The sequence below is a fragment of the Facklamia sp. P12937 genome, from assembly GCF_050409505.1.
Taxonomy (GTDB): domain Bacteria; phylum Bacillota; class Bacilli; order Lactobacillales; family Aerococcaceae; genus Facklamia.
Map to the genome: position 1 here is coordinate 37,365 of NZ_JBNUPI010000009.1, position 24,522 is coordinate 61,886.

At 36.3% G+C, this 24,522-nt stretch carries 23 protein-coding genes and 2 pseudogenes; 4 read left to right on the forward strand and 21 right to left on the reverse strand.

Annotated features, from left to right (window positions below):
* Nucleotides 1-47: 47 nt before the first annotated feature.
* Genes ACQV2R_RS04615 through ACQV2R_RS04625 form a run of 3 tightly spaced genes read right to left on the reverse strand, consistent with a single transcriptional unit; the run spans nucleotide 48 to nucleotide 3,190 of the window.
* On the reverse strand, nucleotides 48-1,331 hold the full coding sequence (locus tag ACQV2R_RS04615; RefSeq protein ID WP_428891875.1) for a dihydroorotase: 1,284 nt from the start codon (nucleotides 1,329-1,331) through the stop codon (nucleotides 48-50).
* 10 nt (nucleotides 1,332-1,341) lie between these two features.
* A complete protein-coding gene (locus ACQV2R_RS04620) occupies nucleotides 1,342-2,262 on the reverse strand; it encodes an aspartate carbamoyltransferase catalytic subunit (protein ID WP_428874264.1) in 921 nt (306 codons plus the stop codon).
* A gap of 4 nt (nucleotides 2,263-2,266) precedes the next feature.
* A complete protein-coding gene (locus tag ACQV2R_RS04625) occupies nucleotides 2,267-3,190 on the reverse strand; it encodes a dihydroorotate oxidase (protein ID WP_428875311.1) in 924 nt (307 codons plus the stop codon).
* 680 nt (nucleotides 3,191-3,870) lie between these two features.
* Here ACQV2R_RS04625 and ACQV2R_RS04630 point away from each other — a divergent pair.
* Both ACQV2R_RS04630 and mnmH read left to right on the forward strand, forming a co-directional pair.
* On the forward strand, nucleotides 3,871-4,815 hold the full coding sequence (locus tag ACQV2R_RS04630; protein ID WP_428891876.1) for a hypothetical protein: 945 nt from the start codon (nucleotides 3,871-3,873) through the stop codon (nucleotides 4,813-4,815).
* Nucleotides 4,816-5,114: 299 nt separating this feature from the next.
* On the forward strand, nucleotides 5,115-6,140 hold the full coding sequence (mnmH, locus tag ACQV2R_RS04635) for a tRNA 2-selenouridine(34) synthase MnmH (protein WP_428875313.1): 1,026 nt from the start codon (nucleotides 5,115-5,117) through the stop codon (nucleotides 6,138-6,140).
* Between the two features lie 41 nt (nucleotides 6,141-6,181).
* On the opposite strand, the pseudogene ACQV2R_RS04640 reads toward mnmH, so the two are convergent.
* From ACQV2R_RS04640 to pepI, 3 genes and pseudogenes are all read right to left on the reverse strand, one after another.
* Nucleotides 6,182-6,959 (reverse strand): annotated as a pseudogene (locus ACQV2R_RS04640) (nucleoside phosphorylase).
* Between the two features lie 300 nt (nucleotides 6,960-7,259).
* On the reverse strand, nucleotides 7,260-7,490 hold the full coding sequence (locus tag ACQV2R_RS04645; protein ID WP_428875556.1) for a histidine phosphatase family protein: 231 nt from the start codon (nucleotides 7,488-7,490) through the stop codon (nucleotides 7,260-7,262).
* A 240-nt stretch (nucleotides 7,491-7,730) separates the two neighbouring features.
* Complete coding sequence (gene pepI, locus ACQV2R_RS04650; protein WP_428875557.1) at nucleotides 7,731-8,612, reverse strand: proline iminopeptidase; 882 nt, start codon at nucleotides 8,610-8,612, stop codon at nucleotides 7,731-7,733.
* A 141-nt stretch (nucleotides 8,613-8,753) separates the two neighbouring features.
* Here pepI and ACQV2R_RS04655 point away from each other — a divergent pair, with 141 nt between their 5' ends.
* The gene (locus ACQV2R_RS04655; RefSeq protein WP_428875559.1) at nucleotides 8,754-9,059 is read left to right on the forward strand and encodes a DUF4298 domain-containing protein; all 306 of its coding nucleotides are present in this window, start codon (nucleotides 8,754-8,756) and stop codon (nucleotides 9,057-9,059) included.
* 57 nt (nucleotides 9,060-9,116) lie between these two features.
* Here ACQV2R_RS04655 and ACQV2R_RS04660 read toward each other — a convergent pair whose 3' ends face one another.
* The 7 genes from ACQV2R_RS04660 to ACQV2R_RS04690 form a co-directional block, all read right to left on the reverse strand.
* On the reverse strand, nucleotides 9,117-9,317 hold the full coding sequence (locus tag ACQV2R_RS04660; RefSeq protein WP_428874223.1) for a cold-shock protein: 201 nt from the start codon (nucleotides 9,315-9,317) through the stop codon (nucleotides 9,117-9,119).
* A gap of 331 nt (nucleotides 9,318-9,648) precedes the next feature.
* Nucleotides 9,649-10,305 (reverse strand): ABC-2 transporter permease, encoded by a 657-nt coding sequence (locus ACQV2R_RS04665; RefSeq protein ID WP_428891877.1) that lies wholly within the window; start codon nucleotides 10,303-10,305, stop codon nucleotides 9,649-9,651.
* Nucleotides 10,306-10,469: 164 nt separating this feature from the next.
* Nucleotides 10,470-11,135: an ABC-2 transporter permease gene (locus tag ACQV2R_RS04670; protein WP_428875554.1), complete on the reverse strand. Its 666-nt coding sequence runs from the start codon at nucleotides 11,133-11,135 to the stop codon at nucleotides 10,470-10,472.
* Entirely contained in the window at nucleotides 11,132-11,980 is an 849-nt protein-coding gene (locus tag ACQV2R_RS04675; RefSeq protein WP_428891878.1) for an ABC transporter ATP-binding protein, read from the reverse strand. Before ACQV2R_RS04675 ends, ACQV2R_RS04670 begins: the two co-directional genes overlap by 4 nt.
* Nucleotides 11,967-12,353, reverse strand: coding sequence for a GntR family transcriptional regulator (locus tag ACQV2R_RS04680; RefSeq protein WP_428875552.1), 387 nt, complete (start codon nucleotides 12,351-12,353; stop codon nucleotides 11,967-11,969). Before ACQV2R_RS04680 ends, ACQV2R_RS04675 begins: the two co-directional genes overlap by 14 nt.
* 108 nt (nucleotides 12,354-12,461) lie before the next feature.
* Nucleotides 12,462-12,662 carry a cold-shock protein gene (locus ACQV2R_RS04685; RefSeq protein ID WP_428885289.1) on the reverse strand — a complete coding sequence of 67 codons (201 nt, stop codon included), beginning with the start codon at nucleotides 12,660-12,662 and terminating at the stop codon, nucleotides 12,462-12,464.
* Nucleotides 12,663-12,882: 220 nt separating this feature from the next.
* On the reverse strand, nucleotides 12,883-13,746 hold the full coding sequence (locus ACQV2R_RS04690; RefSeq protein ID WP_428885290.1) for a GNAT family N-acetyltransferase: 864 nt from the start codon (nucleotides 13,744-13,746) through the stop codon (nucleotides 12,883-12,885).
* A gap of 185 nt (nucleotides 13,747-13,931) precedes the next feature.
* Here ACQV2R_RS04690 and ACQV2R_RS04695 point away from each other — a divergent pair, with 185 nt between their 5' ends.
* Nucleotides 13,932-14,681, forward strand: coding sequence for a hypothetical protein (locus ACQV2R_RS04695; protein WP_428891879.1), 750 nt, complete (start codon nucleotides 13,932-13,934; stop codon nucleotides 14,679-14,681).
* Between the two features lie 150 nt (nucleotides 14,682-14,831).
* Here the strand turns inward: ACQV2R_RS04695 and ACQV2R_RS04700 are convergent.
* The 8 genes and pseudogenes from ACQV2R_RS04700 to fdrA all read right to left on the reverse strand — a co-directional run bounded on the left by ACQV2R_RS04700 (nucleotide 14,832) and on the right by fdrA (nucleotide 24,323).
* Nucleotides 14,832-15,097, reverse strand: a pseudogene (locus ACQV2R_RS04700) (DUF1722 domain-containing protein).
* A 130-nt stretch (nucleotides 15,098-15,227) separates the two neighbouring features.
* A complete protein-coding gene (locus tag ACQV2R_RS04705; RefSeq protein WP_428891880.1) occupies nucleotides 15,228-16,061 on the reverse strand; it encodes a TspO/MBR family protein in 834 nt (277 codons plus the stop codon).
* A gap of 138 nt (nucleotides 16,062-16,199) precedes the next feature.
* Complete coding sequence (locus ACQV2R_RS04710) at nucleotides 16,200-16,457, reverse strand: DUF5960 family protein (protein WP_428874218.1); 258 nt, start codon at nucleotides 16,455-16,457, stop codon at nucleotides 16,200-16,202.
* A 170-nt stretch (nucleotides 16,458-16,627) separates the two neighbouring features.
* Nucleotides 16,628-18,244: a PucR family transcriptional regulator gene (locus tag ACQV2R_RS04715; RefSeq protein ID WP_428874217.1), complete on the reverse strand. Its 1,617-nt coding sequence runs from the start codon at nucleotides 18,242-18,244 to the stop codon at nucleotides 16,628-16,630.
* A gap of 276 nt (nucleotides 18,245-18,520) precedes the next feature.
* A complete protein-coding gene (gene allD, locus ACQV2R_RS04720) occupies nucleotides 18,521-19,591 on the reverse strand; it encodes an ureidoglycolate dehydrogenase (RefSeq protein WP_428874216.1) in 1,071 nt (356 codons plus the stop codon).
* Nucleotides 19,592-19,600: 9 nt separating this feature from the next.
* Nucleotides 19,601-20,389: a (S)-ureidoglycine aminohydrolase gene (gene allE / locus ACQV2R_RS04725; protein WP_428875333.1), complete on the reverse strand. Its 789-nt coding sequence runs from the start codon at nucleotides 20,387-20,389 to the stop codon at nucleotides 19,601-19,603.
* Nucleotides 20,390-21,322, reverse strand: coding sequence for a DUF2877 domain-containing protein (locus tag ACQV2R_RS04730; protein ID WP_428874214.1), 933 nt, complete (start codon nucleotides 21,320-21,322; stop codon nucleotides 20,390-20,392). It abuts the gene before it with no gap.
* Nucleotides 21,315-24,323, reverse strand: a complete 3,009-nt coding sequence (fdrA, locus tag ACQV2R_RS04735) for an acyl-CoA synthetase FdrA (protein WP_428891881.1) — start codon at nucleotides 24,321-24,323, stop codon at nucleotides 21,315-21,317. Before fdrA ends, ACQV2R_RS04730 begins: the two co-directional genes overlap by 8 nt.
* Between the last annotated feature and the right edge of the window lie 199 nt (nucleotides 24,324-24,522).

The following is a 24,522-nucleotide window of genomic DNA, read 5'->3' on the forward strand; positions in this document are numbered from 1 at the left end:
TTCTAAAGAATAGCCATTAGCCTCTAGCAAAAATTCATGAGATATTCTTACGCCTGATAAACAAGATGGCCCTGATAAATAGTTGCTAAGGTTTTACCTTTAACTTGCCAACCTACAAAGGGTGTATTGGTCGATTTAGAAGCAAATTCCTTTGGATCGATTGGATATTCATGGTCAATGTCGAAAATAGCTAGGTCAGCAATAGACCCCACAGTAAGATCGGAAGCTGGTATATTAAAGATTTTAGCTGGTTCCCATGCCATCCAATTGATTAACTGTTCTAAACTACAAATTCCTCGTTCAACAAGATAAGTATACAGCAAAGCGAAAGCAGTTTCTGATCCCACAATACCAAAAGGTGCTTTAAGCATACTCTGATTCTTTTCTTCTGCCATGTGCGGAGCGTGGTCGGTTGCTATACAATCAATCGTTCCATCTAGTAGACCTTGAATTAAGGCTGCTTGATCCGCGCGACTTCTTAATGGTGGATTCATCTTCCAATTGCCATCATCAGTTGGAATATCTTCATCACACAAGAGAAGATGGTGGGGACAAACTTCACAAGTTACTTTTACGCCCTCAGCTTTGGCAGCGCGAATAACCGCTACACTTTCTTTAGTTGAAACGTGACAGACATGGTAGTGGCAGTTTGCCTCTTTAGCCAAAATACAATCTCTGGCAATCTGACTGGATTCAGTCGCAGAGTATATTCCTGGTAAACCTAACTTTTCACTTACCTTCCCCTTATGCATGACCCCTCCAAAAAGCAAAGAATTATCTTCAGTATGGGCCACAATTGGTCGGTCTAATTGCTCAGCCATTTGCATAGCTTGAAGCATTAAACCAGCTGTTTGAACGCCCTTGCCATCATTGGTAAAGGCAACAGCTCCTGCTTGTGTTAAAGCAGGAAAAACAACCAATTCTTTTTCGGAAGTAATTTCTAGTGAAATCGGTGCATACTGATGTACTTTGATGCAAGCTTCTTGCTCGTTTAATTGCATCAAAGCTGTAAAATCTGCTAGATTATCTGGAACTGGATTTAGATTTGGCATTGCACAAACTTGTGTATAACCGCCTCGAGCCGCTGCTTTTGAGCCGGTTTCAATGGTTTCTTTTCCTTCGAAACCAGGCTGACGAAAATGAACATGCAAATCAATTAGCCCCGGAGTAATTAAACCGTTTTGACCATCAAAAATTTTAAGCTCTTCATGAGATAATTCATTCAACAGATCTAGACCAATCGCGTTAATCTTTTGGTCTTTAATTAAAAGCTCTACTGCTTGAAATCCACCTTGACGATTTAGCATTCGCACATTCTTAATTAATAACATCTTTTCCCCCCTACTTTCCGTTCATAACTGCTTCAATAATTGACATACGCATAAATACACCATTTTTCATTTGTTCAGCTATTACAGATCTTTCTGACATGACTAATTCATCAGCAATTTCTACCCCTCGATTGACCGGTGCAGGGTGCATAATAATTGCATGGTCTTGCATGCGACTGGCTCTTTCGGTATTTAAACCGTATAAACGATGATAGGTTTCCGCTTCGAAACTATCTGGCTGGTCATGGCGTTCTAATTGAACTCTTAAGAGCATTAAGACATCGACTTCTCCAATCAATTCATCAATGGGTAGATAGCTTCCGAAATGATCAAAGGTTTCATCATACCACTCTTCTGGTCCTGAAAAATATAGTTCAGCTCCTAAACGAGATAAAATTTCAGCGTTAGAATGAGCAACACGAGAGTGACTGAGGTCTCCTACGATTGCTATTTTCAAACCAATAAAACGTTGGAATTTTTCATAAATGGTCATCAAGTCGAGCATACACTGTGTAGGATGCTGAGAGGCCCCATCCCCACCATTAATAATTGACAAATTCAAGTGCGGTGATTTCATCAACGGCTCGAAGTAATTTTCTTCGCGAGTACGTACCACAACTGTATCTACCCCTAAAGATTCAAGTGTAATTAAAGTGTCTAAGAGGGTTTCTCCTTTGGAAAGTGAAGATGTTTTAGCATCAAAAGCAATAACCGGCATACCTAACTTTTTCTCAGCCATTTCAAAAGAAAGGTGCGTTCTTGTCGAATTTTCCAAAAAAACATTACAAACAAAGTGTCCTGGATACTGTGGTAATAGTGAGCGATCAAGGTTTTTAAATTCGATGGCTCGATGAATTAGTTTCATTACCATTCCTGAATTTAGTTTCTTGGTTGATTCAAAATGCTTAAAAACTAAGTTGTGATTACTCATTATTTTATCCCTCCATGTACTGTAATTTACCGCGGTAATCTTCTATTTTTTGATAGCCATAAGATGCCATTTCAGCCTTTAATTCTTGATTCAATCGCTCAAAAATTTGTGGTCCTTCTTCCATCAAAGCTGTTCCTACTTGAACCATTGAAGCTCCACAAAGAATGTGTTCAAAAGCATCACGCCCACTTGCAACGCCCCCTGTCCCAATAATGGCTATGGAGTCATTTAGACGCTGGTAGAAGGCATGTACATTAGCCAGAGCCGTTGCTTTAATTGCGGCTCCTCCAATCCCTCCAAAGCCTTGCTTTGGTTTGATTGCAACAGTTTGATCTTGAATCCACAAACCATTACCAATTGAATTGACTGAATTGACAAAAGAAAGCGGAAATTGATTCAAGATTGCGGCCACTTGATCAAAGTGAACCAGATCAAAATAAGGAGGTAATTTTACTCCTAGTGGTTTGTTTACAAAACTAAACACTTCTGTCAAAATCTCGTGCATGAGTTCAAAATCATAGGCTGTCTGGGGTTTGCCGACTACATTTGGGCAGGACAGGTTTAATTCGATCAAGCCATTGAATGAAGCATCTTGTACTTTATGCAAAACTTGGTAGATTTCCTCTTTAGAAAGGCCCGTTACCGACAAGAAAAGATCTGAACGATCTAACTCAGAAAGATAGTCTAGATAATAATCAATCCCTAAATTCGGTAAGCCCATCGAATTGATTGAACCGTGAAGATTCCCCACATAGCGTGGCTCAGGATTGCCCTTTCTCGCTTGACTAGTAGCTGTTTTGGTAACAAAAGTAGCAGCTTGAGAGTCTAAAATTTCATTTAGCTCTTCTCTTGTTTGGCAATGAACCCCGGCGGCATTCATTAAACAGGATTTAAAATGTTGATTGGCAATTTGGGTCGTAAGCGTCATTTCATACTTCCTTTCATAAGTTGAATTCGCTTAGTTTTAACCAAAAAAGAGGTCAGTAACGAAAAACCGTTACTGACCTCTTGCGCACATAAAAGGATATCCCATTAGAGAGAGTTTCTCCAATGAACTATTCAAATAAATCTTTCATGTATCTCGTACACGGTTAAAGACTAATAAAATTTTTCCTTATTATAGCCCGACCATTCAAAAAAATCAAGACTTTATTAAAAATAATCGACTCTTTGTGTTAAACGTAAATGATAATGTCTCAAGAGAACACAAATCAAAATGTCCCACTTCTGAGTTATACTTCTTTCAGGGGTAGTTAGATGAAAGTTTGATTAACAATGTTCGAGCAAAGAAAATATGCTGTCATTCAATCGGTTGCACAGGGCCGAAAATCAAAAGCCAAAGACCAAGTGGAGCTCGCTTTATCGCGTCGCTCAATAAACGACGATTAACTGTCTATAAAACCTATGTTAAATTAGGCTTTCAACATGGAAATGTTAATCACTCCCCAATTAATAAAATAAGTCAAACAATTGAAAAAAGATTATCCATTTGTACCAAACTGTCTATGAAGGGTTCAATTTTAAACACTTCTGTGAAAAATTAAAGGCATGTGAACAGATTCAAATTTTCGAATCGACTCTTCCAAATATCATGAAAAACATCAGACAGTGTCTCCTAAAGCGCGAAGACAAACACGTCGTCAGCCAAGACAAGCTCTCGAACAAAAAATTGAAGCCAAAGGAACACTCTCTCAACGGGATAAGGCGCTCTCTCAAACGGTAATTACTCTTTCTCCTGAAAAGGCTCACCTGGTATGTCCACGTAAAAAATATGCTGGCGATCCCCTTCAAATGGATGCTTCACAACACCAGTGGTTTGAAGGAGATACTTCCTATTATCATCTTCACACTACTATTGATGACGCGATGGGAAGGGGTGTTGGAGCTTCGTTTGATACGCAAGAAACCCTCAATGGCTATTCTGAAGTTACTCAACAATTTCTTACAAAATATGGCATACCTTATGAAATTTTGACAGATAATCGATCGTTTTTCGATCAAAGAGGGACACAACGCAAAGAGGCCTCTTTGTCCGAAGTTATCGAACAAAAGGCCTCCACTCAATTTGGATATGCGTGTCAGACGCATGGTATTCAATTAAGTTCCACTTCAATTCTGCAAACCAAAGGACCTATTGAGCGACTCTTCGGTACGTTTCAAGACCGTCTTTTCAATGAGATGAAGCTTGCAAATATCCAAACCATTCAAGAAGCCAATTGCTATCTCCCATCCATCTTAGAGACGTTTAATAATCAAATTGCCCTCTCAATTAAGCCTAGCATAACCGCCTTTGAAAGACTAGCTAAGGGTATGAATTTAGATCCTATTCTCGCACGCTTTAATTGGTGTCGTATTCAAGCTAAGCATGCCATTCAGTATCAAAAGCATCGTTATCGTCTCATTGATCAGCAAGCTAAGCCCGTCTATTTGAATAAAAAGACAAAAGTGTTGGTGATTGAAAGCCGTAAACAAGAATTGTTTGCCTCTTACAAAGATCAACTCTATGCATTGGAAGAAATTCATCGGCATAAGTCGGTCAGTGAAAATCTATAAGAGCAAGCGATAATTGAACAAGCTAAACCTTCTATCCCACCTCTGTCTCATCCGTAGAAAGCAGCTTCCTATCAACCGTATTGATATAAAATGAAGACAAGAAGAGGCAACCAAGCAAAGCCCGGTAGGACTTTCGATCAATTCTTACTTGTACCCAAATTAATCAAATTTCGGGACATAATCGCTTGGGGTTGACAGTCTTTCTTCAAGAAAAATAATCTAATCTTTCATTTTATAGTGATTAGATGTAAAATTTAATATTGAACTTATCTATTTAGTAACTAAAGGAATGTGATCTTTTGAAATATTTAATTTCTTATCAACAATCAAAATCTTTATTAAACCCACTTTGGATAGATGTCAGAAGTCCTAAGGAATTTGCTCAAGGCCACCTTCCAAATGCTATCAATCTTCCTGTTATGGATGATTCAACCCGCCATGAGGTTGGAACACTTTATAGCCAAGGACAGATTGACCAGGCTAAACAAGTTGGTATTAATTTTATGAGTGGTATTTTACCGACCTTTTTTCAACATATTATAACAGCTAGTCATGGCCATACATTAATTTTCTATTGTAAAAGTGGTGGCTTTCGCTCTTCTTCAATTGTTGGTTTATTAGATGGACTCGGTTTGACTGTCTATCAATTAGCTGGAGGGTACCAAGCTTATCGCCAACGTGTATTAGATCAACTCGAAGTACTACCTCATCACTTTCAATTCGTATCTTTAGACGGTATGACTGGAACGGGCAAAACCTTGATTTTAAAACACATCGAAGCAATGGGTGGCCAAGTATTAGACTTAGAAGGTTTAGCGAATCATAGAGGGTCGCATTTTGGTCAGATTGGATTGGGTCAACAACCTAGCCAAGCTAATTACGAGGCAGCCCTAATTAACAAACTTGAATCATTCCAACCAGGCATTGTTTTTATTGAAGGAGAAAGTGCTAGCATTGGTAAGGTGCACACCCCCCACACCCTTTATCAAGCATATAAACAATCCCCCCATCAAGTCTACATTGATTCACCAATAGATTTACGAATTGAACGAATCGAAGATGAATATATTAATGCTTCTGATCAAAAAAATTTAGCAGAGATTAAAGAAAGCTTGAACAGAATGGATAAGATGAACCCGCAACGCAAGGCTATGCATATAGAATCCCTTAATCAAGGTGACTATGCATCCGTCATTAAAGATCTCATCCTTTCATACTATGATCAACACTACACACTTAAAAATAAAAATTTTGAATATCAGATCATTAATTATTCTTCGCTGGATACTGCACGTGCTTTAATCGACCTTTACGACGTTTTATAGTGAAAAAGCAGCGACCTTTTTGTCGCTGCTTTTGTTTTAGTCTACTTCCATATTAAAGCAAACTCAATTGCTATTTGAGCAATGAAAGCCTTAGAATCTAAGGCAAGATGATCGGATAAAGAACGGGCTGTCCCAAGCTTCTTCACTCAAATGATCGGCAGCATAAAAGAAGTGACACACTTCAACTGATCGCAATTGAGCCCAGGCGGCTACGGCTGAACATTCCATATCGACACTGATACAGCCTTGCTCTTTTCGTTTTTTATACCGATCAATTGTTTCTCTGAAAATAGCATCCGTTGTCCAGGCCTTACCAATACGCGATGAAACCCCTTTTTGATTGAGGTATGATTGAAAATCTTCTAAGCTCCTTTTATTTACATCTAATTCATAGCTTGGTTTAAGATAGTGGAAAGAGGTTCCTTCATCTCGCACCGCTCGATTTGGAATAATAATTGATAACTCTTCAATACTAGGGTCTAGCACACCACAGGTTCCAAATAAAACGAGACGTTTCATCCCCATTGCCCATAGGTGCTCCAGGACGCCTACACAAGCCGGACTTCCTACTTGAGAATTGAAAGCAGCAATCGTTTGTTTTCCAATTTGTAGCTGATAAATAGGAATCTCGCCCTGAGCAGTAGAAGTGGAAGCAATCGCTTCATGTGGATAATCACTGATCATTCTTTGGAAAGTTAAGCAGGAAAAGCAAAAAACTACTGTGTCTGGAAAATTTACTACTTTCTCTGTGACTTCTTTAGGGTTAATAATGGCTTGGGGATTATGATCCCATTCATGTAAAGGTAAGTGGCTATTCATATCCTTCCTCTCATTTTTTTCTATCCTACTAAATACTCTAGTTGTTAACAAGAGAAAGACAATTTTTATTATGCTTAGTGAGGGAAGATAATAATTACTACCTTTCATGATTCTTACATGATCCATCAATAATGCCTTAAGATACGTTGATTAATATCTGAACTTGAGGGTCACTCCTTCATTAAAAATGCGATGTCCAGTAAAATAGTCCGCTTCTCGAACTAATGAATTTTAATTTTTCCCACTCTTCAACTTGTCTTTGAGAATGTTTTAATTCATAAACTTGCAGTTGTTTCATACTTAAGAAATCTTGATAAGCAAACTGTTTTTTGTCAAAACATTCATTAGTACGGACAAAGCTGTGCCATGACTAGCAACAATGATACTAGCTTGTGATTGCTCTGTTATTTCCTTAAAACAAGATACGACTCGATGAGATACTTCATGTAATGACTCACTATTCGACAACTTATAATTAAAATTATCCCATTGGTTTTGCGCAATTGTAGAAAACTCTTCCCCCTTCCCCAATCCTACGCTCTCGTAAATCTTTCTGCTAAATAAATTTTAAATTTAATCGTTCAGCTGTAGGTTCAATGGTTTGTTTGACATGAAGATATGGACTCGCATAAATAGCACTGATTTCTTTATCTTCAAAAAATTGCCAACTCCTCAATCAATTTTTTCTTCAACCGTTAAAGGCACTTATCCGTTTTTAACAGTAAGGTCTCGCATTGAATGTCTAATTAAATAGAACCTCCTCAGATTTCATTAATCCTTTCGATTTAACCAATTCATTAAGACATTAATGTATTTTTCCGTTTCATCAATGTAACACATATGTCGACTATACTGGAACAACTCCCATTCAGCATTGGGTAGATTATCATACAAAGTTTTAGCAATGTATGGAGAAGAAAGATCCATAGCCCCACTGATCACTAAGGATGGTTGTACGATTTCCCTTAAGTGCTCCGTATATTCAAAGCCAGACAAAGTCCCAGTCGGCGTAAATTCATTAGGCCCCCAACCCACTAGATAAGCTTCTGAACCAGCTGCCTTTTCTCTTTTTAGGCAAGCAGGTGAATCTTCAGTGACTGGACCACAACAATATCTTTCCATAAACACATTAAGTGCTTCAAGGTATTCCGGTGATTGGTAATTGCCGCTTTCTTCAGCCATTAATATCGCTTGACGATAGACTTCTGGCATTAGATTCACTCGGCGCATCCCTTCTTGGCGCCAAAGCTTGGCGGATGAAAGCGTTGATGAAAAGATATAAGATTTTATCCCCTCTGGTTGTTCTTCAATCTGATATATTTGCTGCAGCATCCCACCCCAAGATTGTCCTAAAATATGAACTTGGTCTAATTTTAAATAATTTCTTAAAGCAATTAATTCTTCTTTCCATACCTGTGCGGTAAATAATTCAGGATGCCCTTCAACCATCGATAAACCACAACCAATTTGATCATACATAACCAATGGGCGATCATCCAATTCAGCAAGTGGGTCTAAAACTTCCAAGTAATTGTGAGTAGATCCCGGCCCCCCATGGAGTAAGAGTAGAGGGGGTTTGCTACCTGCTTGATTTACAACGCGGTAATAGGTTTCATGCCCTTTGAAAGGCATCTTTCCTTCAATAATCTTCATAATCTTGCCTCCATTTATTGTTCTCTTTCTATTATTACCTAAATAAACTGTCCCTGCCACTTTCGTTTCACTCTTTTTAGCGCAAGGTTAATAAATGATGATAAAATAATAATAATAATAATTCGTTTAGGGGGATATAAAATGGATAAGATTGAGCATTTTATCGAAATGGAAACAAACTATTTAGCCGTTGACCAATCTGTTAATCAATTAATGGAACAACTCGATGCGTTCCAAGGCCAAATCGAAAAAATAGCAAAACTCATCGATTATTATGGTAGTCAAGAATGGTATGAGCATCTTGAAATGGAAAAAAGAGAATTGTTACCGAGTGATTCTACACGAGCTATTCTCGGCGAAGATTATGCTTATGAAACATTGGGAAATCTCAGACAATGCGCGCTTCAAATGTTAGAAATCAGTACGGAGATTTTTAAAATTTATTAAACTCTTAAAGCACAAACAAAAAAAGCCCACCAACAAAGCTGGTGGGTCTAAATTATATTATAGTTTTACAATATTTGCAGCTTGGTCGCCACGATCGCCTGAAACAATATCGTAAGACACTGCTTGGCCTTCATCTAATGTTTTGAAGCCGTCTCCAGAAATAGCTGAGAAATGTGCAAAAACATCTTTCCCATCTTGTCCTTCGATGAAACCAAAACCTTTATCGGCATTAAACCATTTCACTGTACCTGTATTCATATATAAATCCTCCTGTGTGCGTCTTAAGCACTTTGTATTGCAATAACTAAATAATTAAAAAGAAGATTTACATTTGTTGAATGGAAATGACTTAATTAACTTATTTCTTTATTACTCACCTAGTATAGTCCAAAATTGTTGATCTGTCAAACTTTATTTGAAAGTAAATGATGCTTTCATAAATTAAGAGCTAGAAAGTCAAGTGGCTGTAAGCCAATTGAAATGATACAAATTATTAAATAACTGTTTTAACATCCTATATATTATTACTCGATGAATTGTTTCAGCTGAAAACACTTAAATGATTGTCGAATTTTACTCCCTTGTTCATTTAATAGTCACGTCTTCTCATAATCTTCATACTTATAATTAAGGAAGCAAAATAAGTAAAACTCATGACTAGTATGGAAGTAAAGAGTTGGCTCCATTTATTTGAAAAGAAGTTTTTCAAAATCCTGTATAAATCTGTTGAAATTATCTTTTCACTGAATAAAAAGAGAACCACTCCAACAATACAAAGGACTAAAAAGCTAAAGATTATTAATAGTGTCCCTTCTGAGCCAAATTTTAATTGAATAGGTAACAGTATCAAAACCAGGATTGAGCTAACAGCCAAAATCATTAGTATCGTCAAAAGATTGTCTATAAAATTGAAAGTTTGTGGACTTTGAAAATAAGCGACGAGTGAAGTCAAATAAACTTCAAAAACTAATAAACCTATTAACCCTATGATTAAGGAAAAGTATTTTGAATATACGTAATCTTGGCGGGTATATGGTAGGGTCAAAAGCATTGGCATCCCATTTTCCCTCTCATCATAAGTCATGGGTGACAGTATCAAAGATAAGATTGAAACTGAAATAACACTCATCAAAGCCAGGTCACCAGATTTAATATACAAGATAATGAAAATCATTATTATTGGTAAAAAAATATGTAACTTGGTCTTGCGAATTAATAGCCAATCTTTATATAGCAAACCTTTCATAAGCCACCACCTCCTTTTATTAATTTTACATCGCTTTACACTGATTAATTATTCGTGGAGAACATCAAAAAGGGGCATTGATTTTCTAAGCTGAATTTTAATATGAATGACTTAAGTGAACGTTTAATCTTGATCAATGACATTTCTATATTTGCCTTCACAATTTAATACTCCCGCTTTTGCATAATTCTGCTACTTATATAATAGGATATGCCCATCATTCCTGCTATCACTAGTATAAATAAAAAGAAAACATTCCAATCATTTGCTAAGAAATTTTGCAAGAACTGTATTTGATCCAATGAAATTAACTTAAACTCCTTAATAAGATAAAGAACTCCCATTATTCCTCCAAATAATAAGCCACCTACTACCATCATGGCAATCATTGCTTTTTTAACACCATATTTTAAATAAATGGGAAGCAAAATCCAACACATAGCAGAAGATACCACTAAAGTACTCAATATTTCAAGAAAGTTGTCAGTAAAAGAAAATTCTTCAATATTTTTGAAGGTAGCCATACTGGTGATTAAGCCCACTTCAAAAATCAATAAAGTAACGATGGTTATAACTGCAAACAAATATTTTGAACGCACATAGTCTTGCCGTGTATACGGTAGCGATAAAAGCATGGGCATGCCATTATCATACTCATCGTAAGAAATAGTCGAAATAATGGAGAATAGACCTACCATCGAGGTGTAAGTCATAAAAAATAATTTATCGTCCCCACTATAAAGCACAATGATTCCTACCACTACTGGTATCAGAAATTGCAGACCCATCTTACGAATTAGTAGCCAATCTTTATAAAGCAATCCTTTCATTTGCAACCACCTACCATTAATTTAATTAAATCATCCACCGAAGCTTTTTCGATAATTACTTGTGGATAATTTTCCAAATAAAACTGTCTTTGATTGGTTAAGCAGCAATAACCATAATTTGTCTGATCAATCTTAATGATATGCGATTGATCGATCTGATCCAGTTCTTCTTGACGAAGCTTTAAAATACCATAGCTAGATAAAAGTTGATCCATTTCCTCGTACATAACTATTTTACCTTGATCGATAAGGTAGAAATCATCGCAAATCCCTTCCAAATCTGTGGCAATATGGGAAGAAATTAAAATGCTCGTTTGCGGAGACTCGTCTAAGTATTCACGCAAAATATCTAATATTTCTTCACGCGCCACTACATCCAACCCTGAGGTCGGCTCATCCATTATTAAAAATTGAGCTTTATGCGAAATGGCCGTAATTACTTTCAGTTTTGCCTGCATACCTGTCGAAAATTTTTCAAACTTTTTATCCCACGTTAAGCCTTGCTGGTCTACAAAATGTCTAAACATGGCCTCATCAAAGTTTCGATAGCTACGCTTTAAGATAGCTAAAACATCTTTACAATTCATCACTCGACTAAAATTGGAATCCGACAAAACGACCCCCAACTTCTCCTTGTCATGACCAGATAACTGATTAACCAGACGCCCAAGAAGTTCAACTTCCCCTTGATCAGGAAAGATCAAACCAAGAATCGCCTTAATCGTCGTTGTCTTGCCAGATCCGTTCCTACCCAAAAAGCCAGTTACCATTCCTTCTTTAACTTGCAAACTGCAATCGAGCTGAAAAGAACCGTAATTTTTCTTTAAATGATTAACTTTTAACATCCCAATCCCCCATTAATAAATCAAATATGGACTGCATTTCATCTTTACTTAAGTGAAAAAGTTGTGCTTTCTCAATTGCTTGAGCCATTATAGCTTCCACTTGCATCAACTGTTCATTACGTAAAAGTTCTTGATTGGCTTCTAAAACATAGGAGCCTTTACCATGAACTGTCTCAATAAACCCTTCTCTCTCCAATTGGTCATAAGCTTTTTTGACCGTTAGCGCACTGATCTTCAATTCCTTAGAAAGGGATCTCACGGAAGGAAGCGCACTTGCAGTCGGTATTTCTCCTGCTAGAATCATTGCAGTTATCTGGTCTACAATTTGTTCATAAAGAGGAGTCATACTTGTATTATCGATAATTATTTGCATGCATTTTGCCCCTTTCGTAAACAGTGTATAACAGTATATAACACTTGTCAACCCTTTTATAAAAAACACAAAAAAACCCACCAGCAAAGCTGGTGGGTTTAAATTATATTAAAGTTTTACGATGTTTGCGGCTTGGTCGCCACGATCGCCTGAAACAACATCGTAAGACACTGCTTGGCCTTCATCTAATGTTTTGAAGCCGTCTCCAGAAATAGCTGAGAAATGTGCAAAAACATCTTTCCCATCTTGTCCTTCGATGAAACCAAAACCTTTATCGGCATTAAACCATTTCACTGTACCTGTATTCATATATAAATCCTCCTGTGTGCGTCTTAAGCACTTTGTATTGCAATAACTAAATAATTAAAAAGAAGATTTACATTTGTTGAATGGAAATGACTTAATTAACTTATTTCTTTACTACTCACCTAGTATAGTCCAAAATTATTGATCTGTCAAACTTTATTTGAAAGTAAATAATGCTTTCATAAATTAAGAGCTAGAAAGTCAAGTGGCTGTACTAAATGTTCTATTTTTTAAGTTCTAAGTGGACAATACGAGTGATTTCCTTAAACCCTAACTTTTTATAAAGATTAAATGCAGTTTGGTTATCTGCTTCAACTGTTAAGTGGAAAGGCTTATGATTTGATTGAATCAAATCATTAATTGTTTGCTTCATTAGGTAAGTGGCAATTCCCTGCCCTTGAAAATTTGGGTCCACTGCAACACCAAATAAATAATTGACATCTGAGCTTTGGTCAGCAGAAATGGATGCAACTACATTCCCTTGGCATAGGGCTACATAGATGGGGCTTTCTTGGTTTGCTACTGTTTCTCTAGCATATCGTAGGCTCAGCTCATAATCATCCTCAAAGCTTTCGGATTGAAAGCGAGCAATTTCCTCTACATGTTCCTCAGAAGCAATCAGAACTTTAATATCAAAACGTTCTTCAACTGAGTAAGGACTTGTCCCATAAGCCATTAATACTTCCTCATCTGTTAACAATAAGTTTAAAGAGACTAAAAATTTTGGATTTTCATCTATAAATATGCGTTCCGTTTTAAAAGTAAGAGATTTAATTCCATAAGAAGCAGTTTCTGATTGAAAGTTTTCGTAAAGTTTAGATGCTATGCCCTTGCGTCGATAGTTTGGATCGACAATTATTGAAAGTTCCGCTTCAGCATCATCGGCATAAACTGCTAATAAACCTATCATTTTCCGATCTTTATAGGCCGTAAAAAAACTAGGCATTGATCGATCAAAATTGTATCGATTAAATAGATACGGATCAGAAAAGGTTCGATCCACTTGATGTTTGTGTGTTAAGAGATCTTTTGCTGCTTGTATGTCGTTATTAGATAGATTTTGTTTACTTTGATAATGAATATTCATCTTACACACCCTTTTTAGCTAAGAATTAAATTTATTGCTTGATAATTTTAAGCTGAATAATCTGATTTAATGTTATAGATTTATATATCAATCTTTCTTCTATATTACATTAAAGTGAAAGTTGTTGCTATTTGATAACTAGTATAGCATATTATAAATAACAAATCATTTGAGAGGTGGTCACTATGAAGAATAAATTTTTTATTAAAGTCCTCTGTTTAACATTAGGAATTATGACAGTAACCCTTGAGGCCAGTGCTGAAAATAAAGAAAAAGAGAGAATTCCTGCAAAAATTCAATCCAGTTTGAAACTAGAAAAAAAAGAAACTGCTAAAGCAGGGGCGATGACCGAACAATTAATCAAGGATGGCAATTCAAAAGTCACAGAGTATGATAAGAAGAACAAAGACTATCAAAATCAAGAAGCCATCATTCCAAAAAACTATTTAGACGTTATGCATACCGAGGGAAAAGTTTTAGGAAAAACCCCCAATACCATCGAATCAAATGGGATCGTCGTCGAATATATTCCTTTAGAAGATAATACAGGCAGTAAAGATGACTTTGACCAAGTGAATGATGTATTAGGGATAGATGGTGTTCCTCAAGTTGGAATGAATGGTATCCGTACCTTTTTTGGTCATTATTATGACCATATTAATACAGGAGCTTTTGCTCCCTTTGCTAGCAACAATTATTTTGAACCGGGTAATGAATTTATTGTTACAGATAAGGACGGAATATCCAAAGGCTATGAAATCACAGCAATCATTCCCATTCAAACCGACTTCCAATATAACTATTTCTATAATGAAGATTCTATTCCCTTCCTTGCCTATTACGGAAATGGCGATGACATGGCTGCCTTTATGACTTGTCGTTGGGATAAAGCTATTGGCCAAATGGATTTTGCTATAGCTTATCGCATTTGGTAGATATCAACCTTCAAATTAACTCTAATTAATTTTGACCTTCCTTTTGGAAGGTTTTTTCTAATAAAAAGAGCCTTTCACCATTCAATCCTAGTTAAAAACTTAAATTAAATGAGTAGAAGACTCTAATTGGAAATTTATTTAAATTCGCTTTTATTTTAGTAAAGTCGATGCCTGCAAATAAGAATTGGTGTATCGCTCAAGTAAATGGTTGATATATTTAATGACATCTTTTGGTTCGATTTTTCCTTGTGGATAGACCTCTAAGCTGCTTAAAAATCATCTTTTTCCTGCTGATTGGCTTGTTTTTTAAAATAAGCCCATCCATGAAGCAAGGCATTTACGCTTTGCTTTTGGTTTTCTGGCATTTTTCGGCAATATCTTTTTTCCACGAACATATTCGAGGTCAACATGATCATTTTTAAGGTGCTCTTTAATCTCTAAGTAAATATTTTGTAATTTAGAAAGAACTAAATACTTATTTCTTCTCCAAAGAGATTGACTTTCTTTTTTTGAAATTTTGACCCACCATATTTGTTCCCTTTCTACTCATTGATTTTGGCTGTTTAGATCCTTTGGGAAGATGCTATTTTTATTCCTAACAAACCGATAGATAGACGATACTACTAAGATAGCTAAACCAGCTAATAAGACAGCTTTAATACTTGTTACTAATTCCGAACTATGTACACCTTCTTCATAATTACTATAAATGCCATAGAAAGCCCAAGCTATTGAGATAGGAAAGAAAGCATTCTTATACATAAAGACATAGCCTACAACAAAAACAATGGCAATAATAATAACCACCAATGACCACACTGAATCTGAGATACCAAAGCCATCCCAGCCTATTTTGACTAAGAAAATAGAGATGTTTAAAAAAGTTGCGATTAAAACCCAAGCAGCATAGAGTGTAAAAGCGTAAGCTGGTAAATTATAAGAAATGTTTTTACTATTATAATTAATTTTTTCAATCAGTTTCATTAATGCTAAGAGTAATATAAAAATCATCACAACAGAAAGACCTATCAATTCGTATGAAAAACTAAAGATCCAACCCATATTAAAAAGACAGGAAACGATAAATAAAGGAGAAATCAGTGAAATAGTATGCATAATTTTTTTATCATCACGCTTAAAGGCTAAATAAGTCAGCGTGATTAACACTAAGGTGTAAATCACACCCCATATACTAAAAGCAAAACCAGCGGGAGTAATCAGTGTTGTATATTTAGCAGATACTTCTTGCTGGCTCATATCATTAATTAAACCTGATCCCCCCAAATAATTGACAAATATGGTAAGAAAAAAAGAGATGAAATCAGCTATTATCCAAAAATTTGTTCTATTAACAGCTTGACTCTTTGTTTGTTCTAACATATTTATCATTCCTTTTTACATTTTAAACTAACGACCTTTAGGTACCCCTCAACTCAATTCAAAAAAACGTTTCCATTTTGATTATAACATCTTTACTTATTAATAATATGTTCTGCATGTTTGTCCATTAAATAAATTTTAAAACAAATCACAGCCACGATATTCATAGAACTTATCAACTACACGAAAATAAAAACAATGATTTTTGCCGTCTAAACTTTTTGCTCGAGGTAAGATAAAAAATGTTATCTCATCTCTTTGCATCATCTTAATAATGCTGTCGATTACACAATAAAGAGGCAAACCTACAGCTGAATATCTCATATAATCTTCTTCTAATTGTCGATAGGCCAAATCAAAAAAATTAATTTCCAGCGCTTGTTCTTCCTTCAACATCGAATCACCTCTTCAACATTATAGAACGTACGTTCGTTTTTTTCAAGAGGTTTTAACTTTTAGCATTTTTTATCTTTATTAAAGTCCTTTGCAATAAAATAGCAAACTCTCTTAACTCCAGCGATGAGCCATAAGAGTTTGCTCAAACTGATCTGCATATGACTGATAAGCTAGACGCTAAGCATTAAGGCTATTCTAATGTTTAAGGACGCTCTTGGGTCGGTAACATCAACTCCTAATAATTCTTGACATTTCTCAATACGATATTTGACGGTATTTCGATGAACAAATAGTATATTGGCAGTTAACGTTGTCTCACACTGATTATCTAAGTATACCTTAAGGGTTTCACGTAATTCTTTTAAATTATTTGTTTGAGGATACGCTAACTCTTTTAGTACTGATTCGCAAAAATAATTAATATCTTTACTGTCGATATCGTGAAAAAGATGTTGAACTCCCGAATTGTTATAATAGCTAATAGTCTCTTTATTATAATCTGTCAATCGAGCTTTAAATGCTAAGGACGCTTGGTCAATCGACCTGGATACTTGATCAATTGAGCTGACTGATTCGCCGACGCTAAAAATCATGTCAATATTAACCAGTTTTAACAAATCATCATGACACTGCATTAATTTCTCATCCAGATTACCGACATGATTTTGTAAGATTAGATAGAGATGGGCATTAGCGTCTGTTTGAAATAAAAACATATCCTTAAAATATTCTTGACCATAAATTTTTAGAAAATCTAAAATTAACGCATATTTTTCATAGAGTTTAACTGTTTTTAATTTAGGTTCCAGTGCACTTGAAACATTTACTTCAACAGCCAAGTAATAGTTGGAGTCAACATATTTAATTTCTTCAATCGTTTTATAAAGAATCCCTTTATTTAAGGTATCTCCTCCCATAGTCTCTAACATAAAACTAGAGGAAGTGTGTAAATAGCTGGAAAAAACTTTTTCCGTTTTATAAAGAATATAGGAAAGAACTAATTTGGCTTGATCAATCGTAAAGGCAGATATGGGGTAGGTCATATTCTCTGGGTTTAGTATGAGCAAGTAATGGGGAAAGTATTTAAATACAAAGACACTGCTGGCAGAGATTAGAAGTGTCTGGTCATTTTCATCTTTCATTTTAAAATAATCATTAGGGACTTGTTTTTGTTTAAATCGCTTTTGAAACTGCTCCTGCAACGATTGGATAAGAAGTGGTTTTTTAGTGAAATGATGCGAATAACTCACCACTTTTTTTATTGGGCTCAAGAGAATAATCGGACATTTAATGATTTTACTGAATTCATTGATTACTTTATCAATGGAAGTATTGTTAAGTAAAAGGTCTGAGAATTGCTTTTGAATACTTAGCGCAAACTCAATTTCTTCTTTTCGTTGATTCCAGATATAATTTGAAATTTGATGGAGTAAGCGTCCGAGTGGATATTTATCAGGTATATTAATAATAGGAAAGTTGCGCTGATTGGCATAATCAATCACTTTGGGATGGAGTTCTCCATTAAGAAAACGTCCTGATTTAATGGCTAAACCTACTCCTTTAGCACGAATTAATGAATCGATAAAGGGAATCATCTGCAACTGATCATCTTTAAAAATCATTCCGGTTGTAAGAATTAACGTCTCCGGACTGATATAAAACTCAACATCGGGTGTTTCAGTTATTTCGACGTTACTAACTTCTTGGTGTTCAATTGTTTTTCTATCTGTTAATAATTTAATCTCCGAGAGGTAGTCGATTGTTAATAATTTTTCTACGGATACCACACAAACCATCTCCTTAGTAAACTCATTATACCAAGAGATTTAATTCCTTCCTACTTTTACAAGCCATCTTTTATAGGATATAAAACAACTTAGACTGAGACTAACCAAAATAACAATTTCTTGCTTGAGCAATTTTATAACTGATTTTCATCTTCCTTTTTTAAAAGACTTGACGCTTATCACTTTCTTCAATATAAAAAATAGTCTAGCAATTGATAGATTGTTAGACTATTTTTAAATTTATTAATTATCTTGTTTTTTCTAAGCTTATGTGGTTTATTCAGCAAAAGCGCCTTTATTACCATACTGATTAAAATGAACAGTATCTGACTCAAGGTAATCGATAATATGTTTTGGAATATCAATCCCTTTTTCAAGATTACGTTCTGTGCTTAAAACCGCTAATTCTCCAGGATAGTAGACCTGATCGAAGCCATCAGCTGGTTTGATAGCATGCAACTCCTCTACCATTTGTTCAATATTGGAAGTAAATTGATCCAAGCTAGTAAAGCGTGCTGGGTCGACCGCGATATAAACGTGTCCTAAGTCTCTGCCCTTGTCTAAATCATTATACATTGAAGAGACACTCTTACCAAAAGGTAAGCCAAAGAGCATACCCGAAAGAATATCAACAATCATCATTAAACCATATCCCTTGGGACCCGCAATTGGTAAAAGACCTGCTACTTTATGTGGATCGGTGGTCGAATTACCTTCAGCATCAACTGCCCAGGTATCCGGAATTGACTCGCCCTTTGAACGCGCATCCAAGACTTTGCCCCAAGCTTGAACAGTGGTTGCCATATCAAAGAAGATTGGACGACCCTCCTTGCGAGGTGCACCAAAAGCAATCGGATTGGTTCCAAAATAATTTTCAGACCCTCCAAAAGGCACTACCATAGGATCAGATTGTGTCATCGACAGGCTAACATAACCAGCTTCTGCCAACTTCTCAACATAGTAAGCTAACATACCTGTATGACTAACATGGGTGACTCCTACCATGGCAATTCCATTTTCTTTTACTAATTCGATGACTTTTTCTAAAGCAAGATTAGCAATATAATGTCCTTGACCATTGTCACCATCAAAAGTAGCTGTCGCAGGACCTGTTTTTGTATAAGTAATCTTCGGTTCTTTGGTCACGCCCCCCTTGGCAATGCGTTCAGCATAATATGCAACACGAACAGCTCCGTGAGAATGAATATCAGATAAATCAGCATAAGTTAAGTGTTTAGCCGTTTCTAAAGCCGAATCTTCTGGTAGTCCTGCTGCCATTAACTTCTTTTTTATTAAGTCTTGTAGACGACTGGCTTGAATTTTTACTGTTTCATTTTTATCTGTCATTTTATCCTCCTATAGTTTAGGGTTGCGGTTAGCATCTTTAGAATAAACATAAGATAAAGGTTCGTCACGTCCAACAGCATAAGCACATTGTAAAGAATATCTTCCCATAAAGATGTAGTCACCTTTTTCGACCGGGAACCACTTATTATCAAGGTTATACATTCCTTGACCAGAAAGTAGATAAGCACCATGTTCTTGATAGTGGGTTTCGATATATCCATGACTAGCTCCTGGTTGGAATTCAAGAATATGAATATTCATATCAAAGCCAAAATCATCTGTTGGCAAGAAGTTCCATAAGAGGACGTCTTTCATACCTTCATACTCAATTGGTTGTAAATCAGCTTTATTACCCACCACTTTATGCGCTTCATGACCTTCAATAGCATCATAACGTCGTTGGTACAAGAAAACTTCTGTTATCTCTTTTTGAGCATTTTCTAGATACATTAATTGATCTACTGGGAAGAAAGCATAGCCACCATCTGTTAATAGGTGTTCTTCTTTACCATCACTTACTTTTAATTTGCCTGAGATAACATAAGCAAATGTTTCAAGCCCTTCTCCACCAAAACCACGTTCGTTCTTACCGCCTTCTTGGAACTCTGCAATATAATCATTAAAGCTAGCGCCAAGAGCAGGTGAGCCTAAAATTGAAATCAAAACATTTTCAAATCCTGGAATCTGATTATTCACTAAACCATCATGCGGTAAAATTGCATATAAGTCTTTCTCAACCACAGCACGGCTTTCTAATAAACCCTCTCTATAACCTGTTTTATTGTTTTTATATCCCATTTAAACCTCTCCTTTTAAAAGTTTGTTTTTTAGTATTAGTTGTAAGTAAAATTGTGCTCCCAAGAGCATATCATTACCTGAAGTGTGCCCATACGATTGGATTGCACGAATTGATTGACTTAACTGATCAGTTGCTTGATTCTCTATCGCCTCAATCAATTTCAGCCATATCGGATTGACTTGTCTTGCTAAAGCAGCATGATAATAGGCTTGACTAACTTTAGTTGTTGCTTTTACTTTCAGCGCTTGCTGGATGAGATTAGATAATATTACACAGGTTTGTTCAAACGAAGCAATTGGACCTCGGCGACTTAAGAGACTCTGTTCCATAACTAGCATTCCTTGTAAAAAGTCATCTCCCGAAGGAGTTAGTCCAAGCCCTTTACCAAAAAGAAATTGGACTAAATCTGACATTTTAGCTGGATCAGTCAATAAATCATTTTGTAGATCGCCAAGCAATTTGTTTTGATAGTAATTTTGCAGTGTAGCTAACTTATTAAAAGCCGATTGCTGATAAACTTTGGCTTTTCTCAGGCTATCAATAAGCTGTTTTAAATCTTTAACGGTTAGCTTTAAAGAATAAGCGGGTAAACAACAAGAATATCTTTGATAGTCGACTAGATCAATTTTTAGGGGTAAAGGGCGCGTATAGACAATCCATGAATGGTTACGCTGTCGAATTTGTTCACCCGGCTTCAGACAGCGCATCAACTGATTAAACACTTGCTTGTTTTCTAACTGAACGCCTATTACAGAAGCCTTTTCTTGATTAACTGCTGAAAGATAAATCAGTTGTTGTGAACCCTCTGTCTTTCTTGTGACTAAATTAATCCCATGTTCAAAGACAGAGTCGACCCAATATATTTGATCTTCTAAGGGGAAAAGATAAGTCGAGATCAATAGGGCTGTTTTATCCGCTACTAGCTTATTCATCCACCTTAATTCCTAATGATTCCGCAAAAGCTACTAAAGCTTTTTCAAAGCAAGCAATCGGAGCAGTAACCGTTCCAGCACCTACTTGACCGACACCTGCTTTCTTATGTGCAATACCAGTATTAATAATTGGTTCAATTCCTGTTTCAACAACTTTACGAATATCGATTCCTAAGTTAGCTCCACGGAAATCCCAAGTTGGAATAGACCAGTTAGGGTTTTGTGCGCTGACTATTTTTGCTTGTTCATTGGAAATGCGAACTGCGTCTTCAAAACCACCTGCACCGATAAAGCGTGTCACTCCAGGGGCCGCTACAATGGCTGAACCACCTAAACCGATAGTCTCTGTAATTGCAGAGTCTCCGATATCCTTACTACCGTCTTCTTCACTATAACCAGTGAAATATAGACCCTTCGGCGTATTAACAGGTGCAGTAAACCATTGGTCACCCATGGCTGCAATACGAACACCAAAGTTTTCACCATTACGTGCCATAGTGGTAACAATACAGCCTTCTTGAATCTTACGTGCGTAGTCAACAATCGCTTTGCCAGTAGCCATCGCAATATTGAGGAAGAACTGGTCGGTATCCGCTAAGAATTGAATCACTTCCTGCTTTTGTTTAGCATCAATATCTAAGGATGTAATGATTGGAGCAATTTCTTTTAGGAATACAAGGGAAGCCGCAATATTTCTTTGGTGGAATTCATCACCCATGGTAATGGCTTTAGCAATCATAACATTGACATTAATACCACCTTCAATTTGACGTAACGCTTGTCCTAATACAGGCCCTAATACATCACGCATCCATTCAAGACGAGTAATAACTTCCTCATTGTTGGCTCCGAAACGTAATACCGTTCCGATCCCTTCGTTCATAATACAGTAACCAGTGGTGCCGTCTGCTTTATTTTCAACGATAAAGACAGGGAAATTAGCAGTAGTAATTCCGCCCATAGGGCCTACTGCGCCCACATGGTGACAAGGCATGAAGGTGATTTCTCCAGCATCAATTTGTTGTTGTGCTTCTTCATGATTGGAAGCCCAGCCTTCAAATAGCATCGCTCCAATAACTGAACCTTGCATTGGACCCGTCATGTTTTCATATTTCACTGGTGGTCCAGCATGTAAAACAACTTTTTTATCCGTATTTAATTCTGGGATAACCTCTTTAGCATATTTCACATCGATTAAGTAAGGTTGCGAATCTCGCATACGACCAATTACTTTCTGGTTGGCTTCATCAATAGCCTCTGCATGTTTTTCTAGTTCATTTAAGATCTTGATTAATTTCTTATTGCCACCTGCTTTTGGTCGCCAGTTGTATTGAATAGCTTTGCCTCCAAACTTAATAATTGGATCCACAAAACTTTCGATACCAATATTTATAACACGTGGAGAAGTCATCACTAATTCTTGAACGTGTTCACTTGGACTAGGTAATTCGATCTTTTCGCCTGTATAAGCCACATGTTCTTTAGCAGCAAATTGATAGTGAACGCCCATCAATTCTAAAGCTAAACGAATCGCTTTTGCGTTAGTTGTTTCAACATAAACGCCCGCTTCTTTTAAGTTGGCTACAGCCTTATCGTAATCTTGAGGATCGTTTGGTGTTCCCGTTACAGTCGCAACAACATAAACTTCACGTTCACTATCAACCAATTTTGAGAGATTTTCTTGAATAGTAGGAATCAGAGCATTAGCCATATCTGGGTGTGAACCATATCCTAAGACAACATCTAATAAAATAACACCTGTCTTTTCATCTGCAAAAGCTTCTTCTAACTTTTCAATTCGAATACTTGGGTCAATCATTGGATGTGGTTTACCTTGTGTATAAACATCGTCTCCTAAGTCCATCACTTGGAAACCGTGCGTATTTAAGATGTAACCTTCTTCGTTTTGAATATCTCCTAGTTCTAAAGCATCTGCAATTAGCATAGCTGCTTCATTTGCTAATGTTCCACCTGAGTAGAGACCTTTTACTGTTTTATCTTTTAATTGAGATTGGATTTGGTTATCTAACCCGTCCACATATTTAGCTTTGACTTCTTCACCATTAGCTAAGTCTATTGCTATTCTAGCTGCTTCTTCTAATGTATAAGCTAAAGCTACATTACCAATATGTTCGGTTGGTTTTTCACCTAAGAAAATGGCTACTACAGGCTTAGATAGGGATTGTAATACTTTAACAACTTGATCCCTTACTTCTTTTGCAGGTGGTTTAGAAATAACACAGATGACATCTGTCAATGGGTGCTTTTCTAAAGCGATAATGGCGTCAATCATGGTACGTGCGCCAACTGCTTCCTTCAAGTCTCTACCACCAGTACCAATAGCGTGAACTACTCCACCACCTAAACGATCAATAATAGTTGTGACTTCTTGAATGCCTGTCCCTGAAGCTCCAACCACGCCAATATTTCCTGGTTTCACAACATTGGTAAAGGCCATTGGAATACTCGAAATGATTCCTGTCCCACAATCAGGCCCCATGAATAAGAGTCCTTTTTCATGCGCCTTCTCTTTTAGTCTCACTTCATCTTCCATTGAAACGTTATCTGAGAATGAGAAAACATGTAAATTATTATCAAGCGCCTTTTCTATCTCATAGGCTGCATACTCTCCTGGAATAGATACTAAGGCTAAATTAGCATCTGGTAAAGCTTCCATTGCTTCCTCCCAGTTATCAACATCTACCTTATTATCAGATTCTTTCTTAACCGTTAGGTCTGCCAGAAAATGATCGATTTCTTCTAAAACTTTGTCAAAAACTGCTTGATCTTCTGTTTCAACTACAATTGCCAAATCATTAGCACCGGCAGATTCTAATTCAGGAGTAGATAAACCGGCCCCTTTAAAGATATCCTTATTTGCATCCGTCGCCATCATAACTTGTGCTTGAGTAACACCATCAACTTTATTAATTTCTGCTGATAAAAGCATCAAGTTAATAGAGTCTTGATAATTACCTTTTTGAATTTTTGTGAATAACAAGAAAACCCCTCCCTTTGTCTACTATTATATCGTTTTCCTTCATATAATTCGATTGCTCAGTTTACAAATAAAACGCCTTCTTTTGTTCATTTCGAACAAAAATAAGGTTTCTTTCATTTTAAATTTGTAGTGGATGCGTTAAAAAGAATGTTAAAATAACCTTACAAGAATGGGCTCCATCTCCCTATTTAGAAGAAGG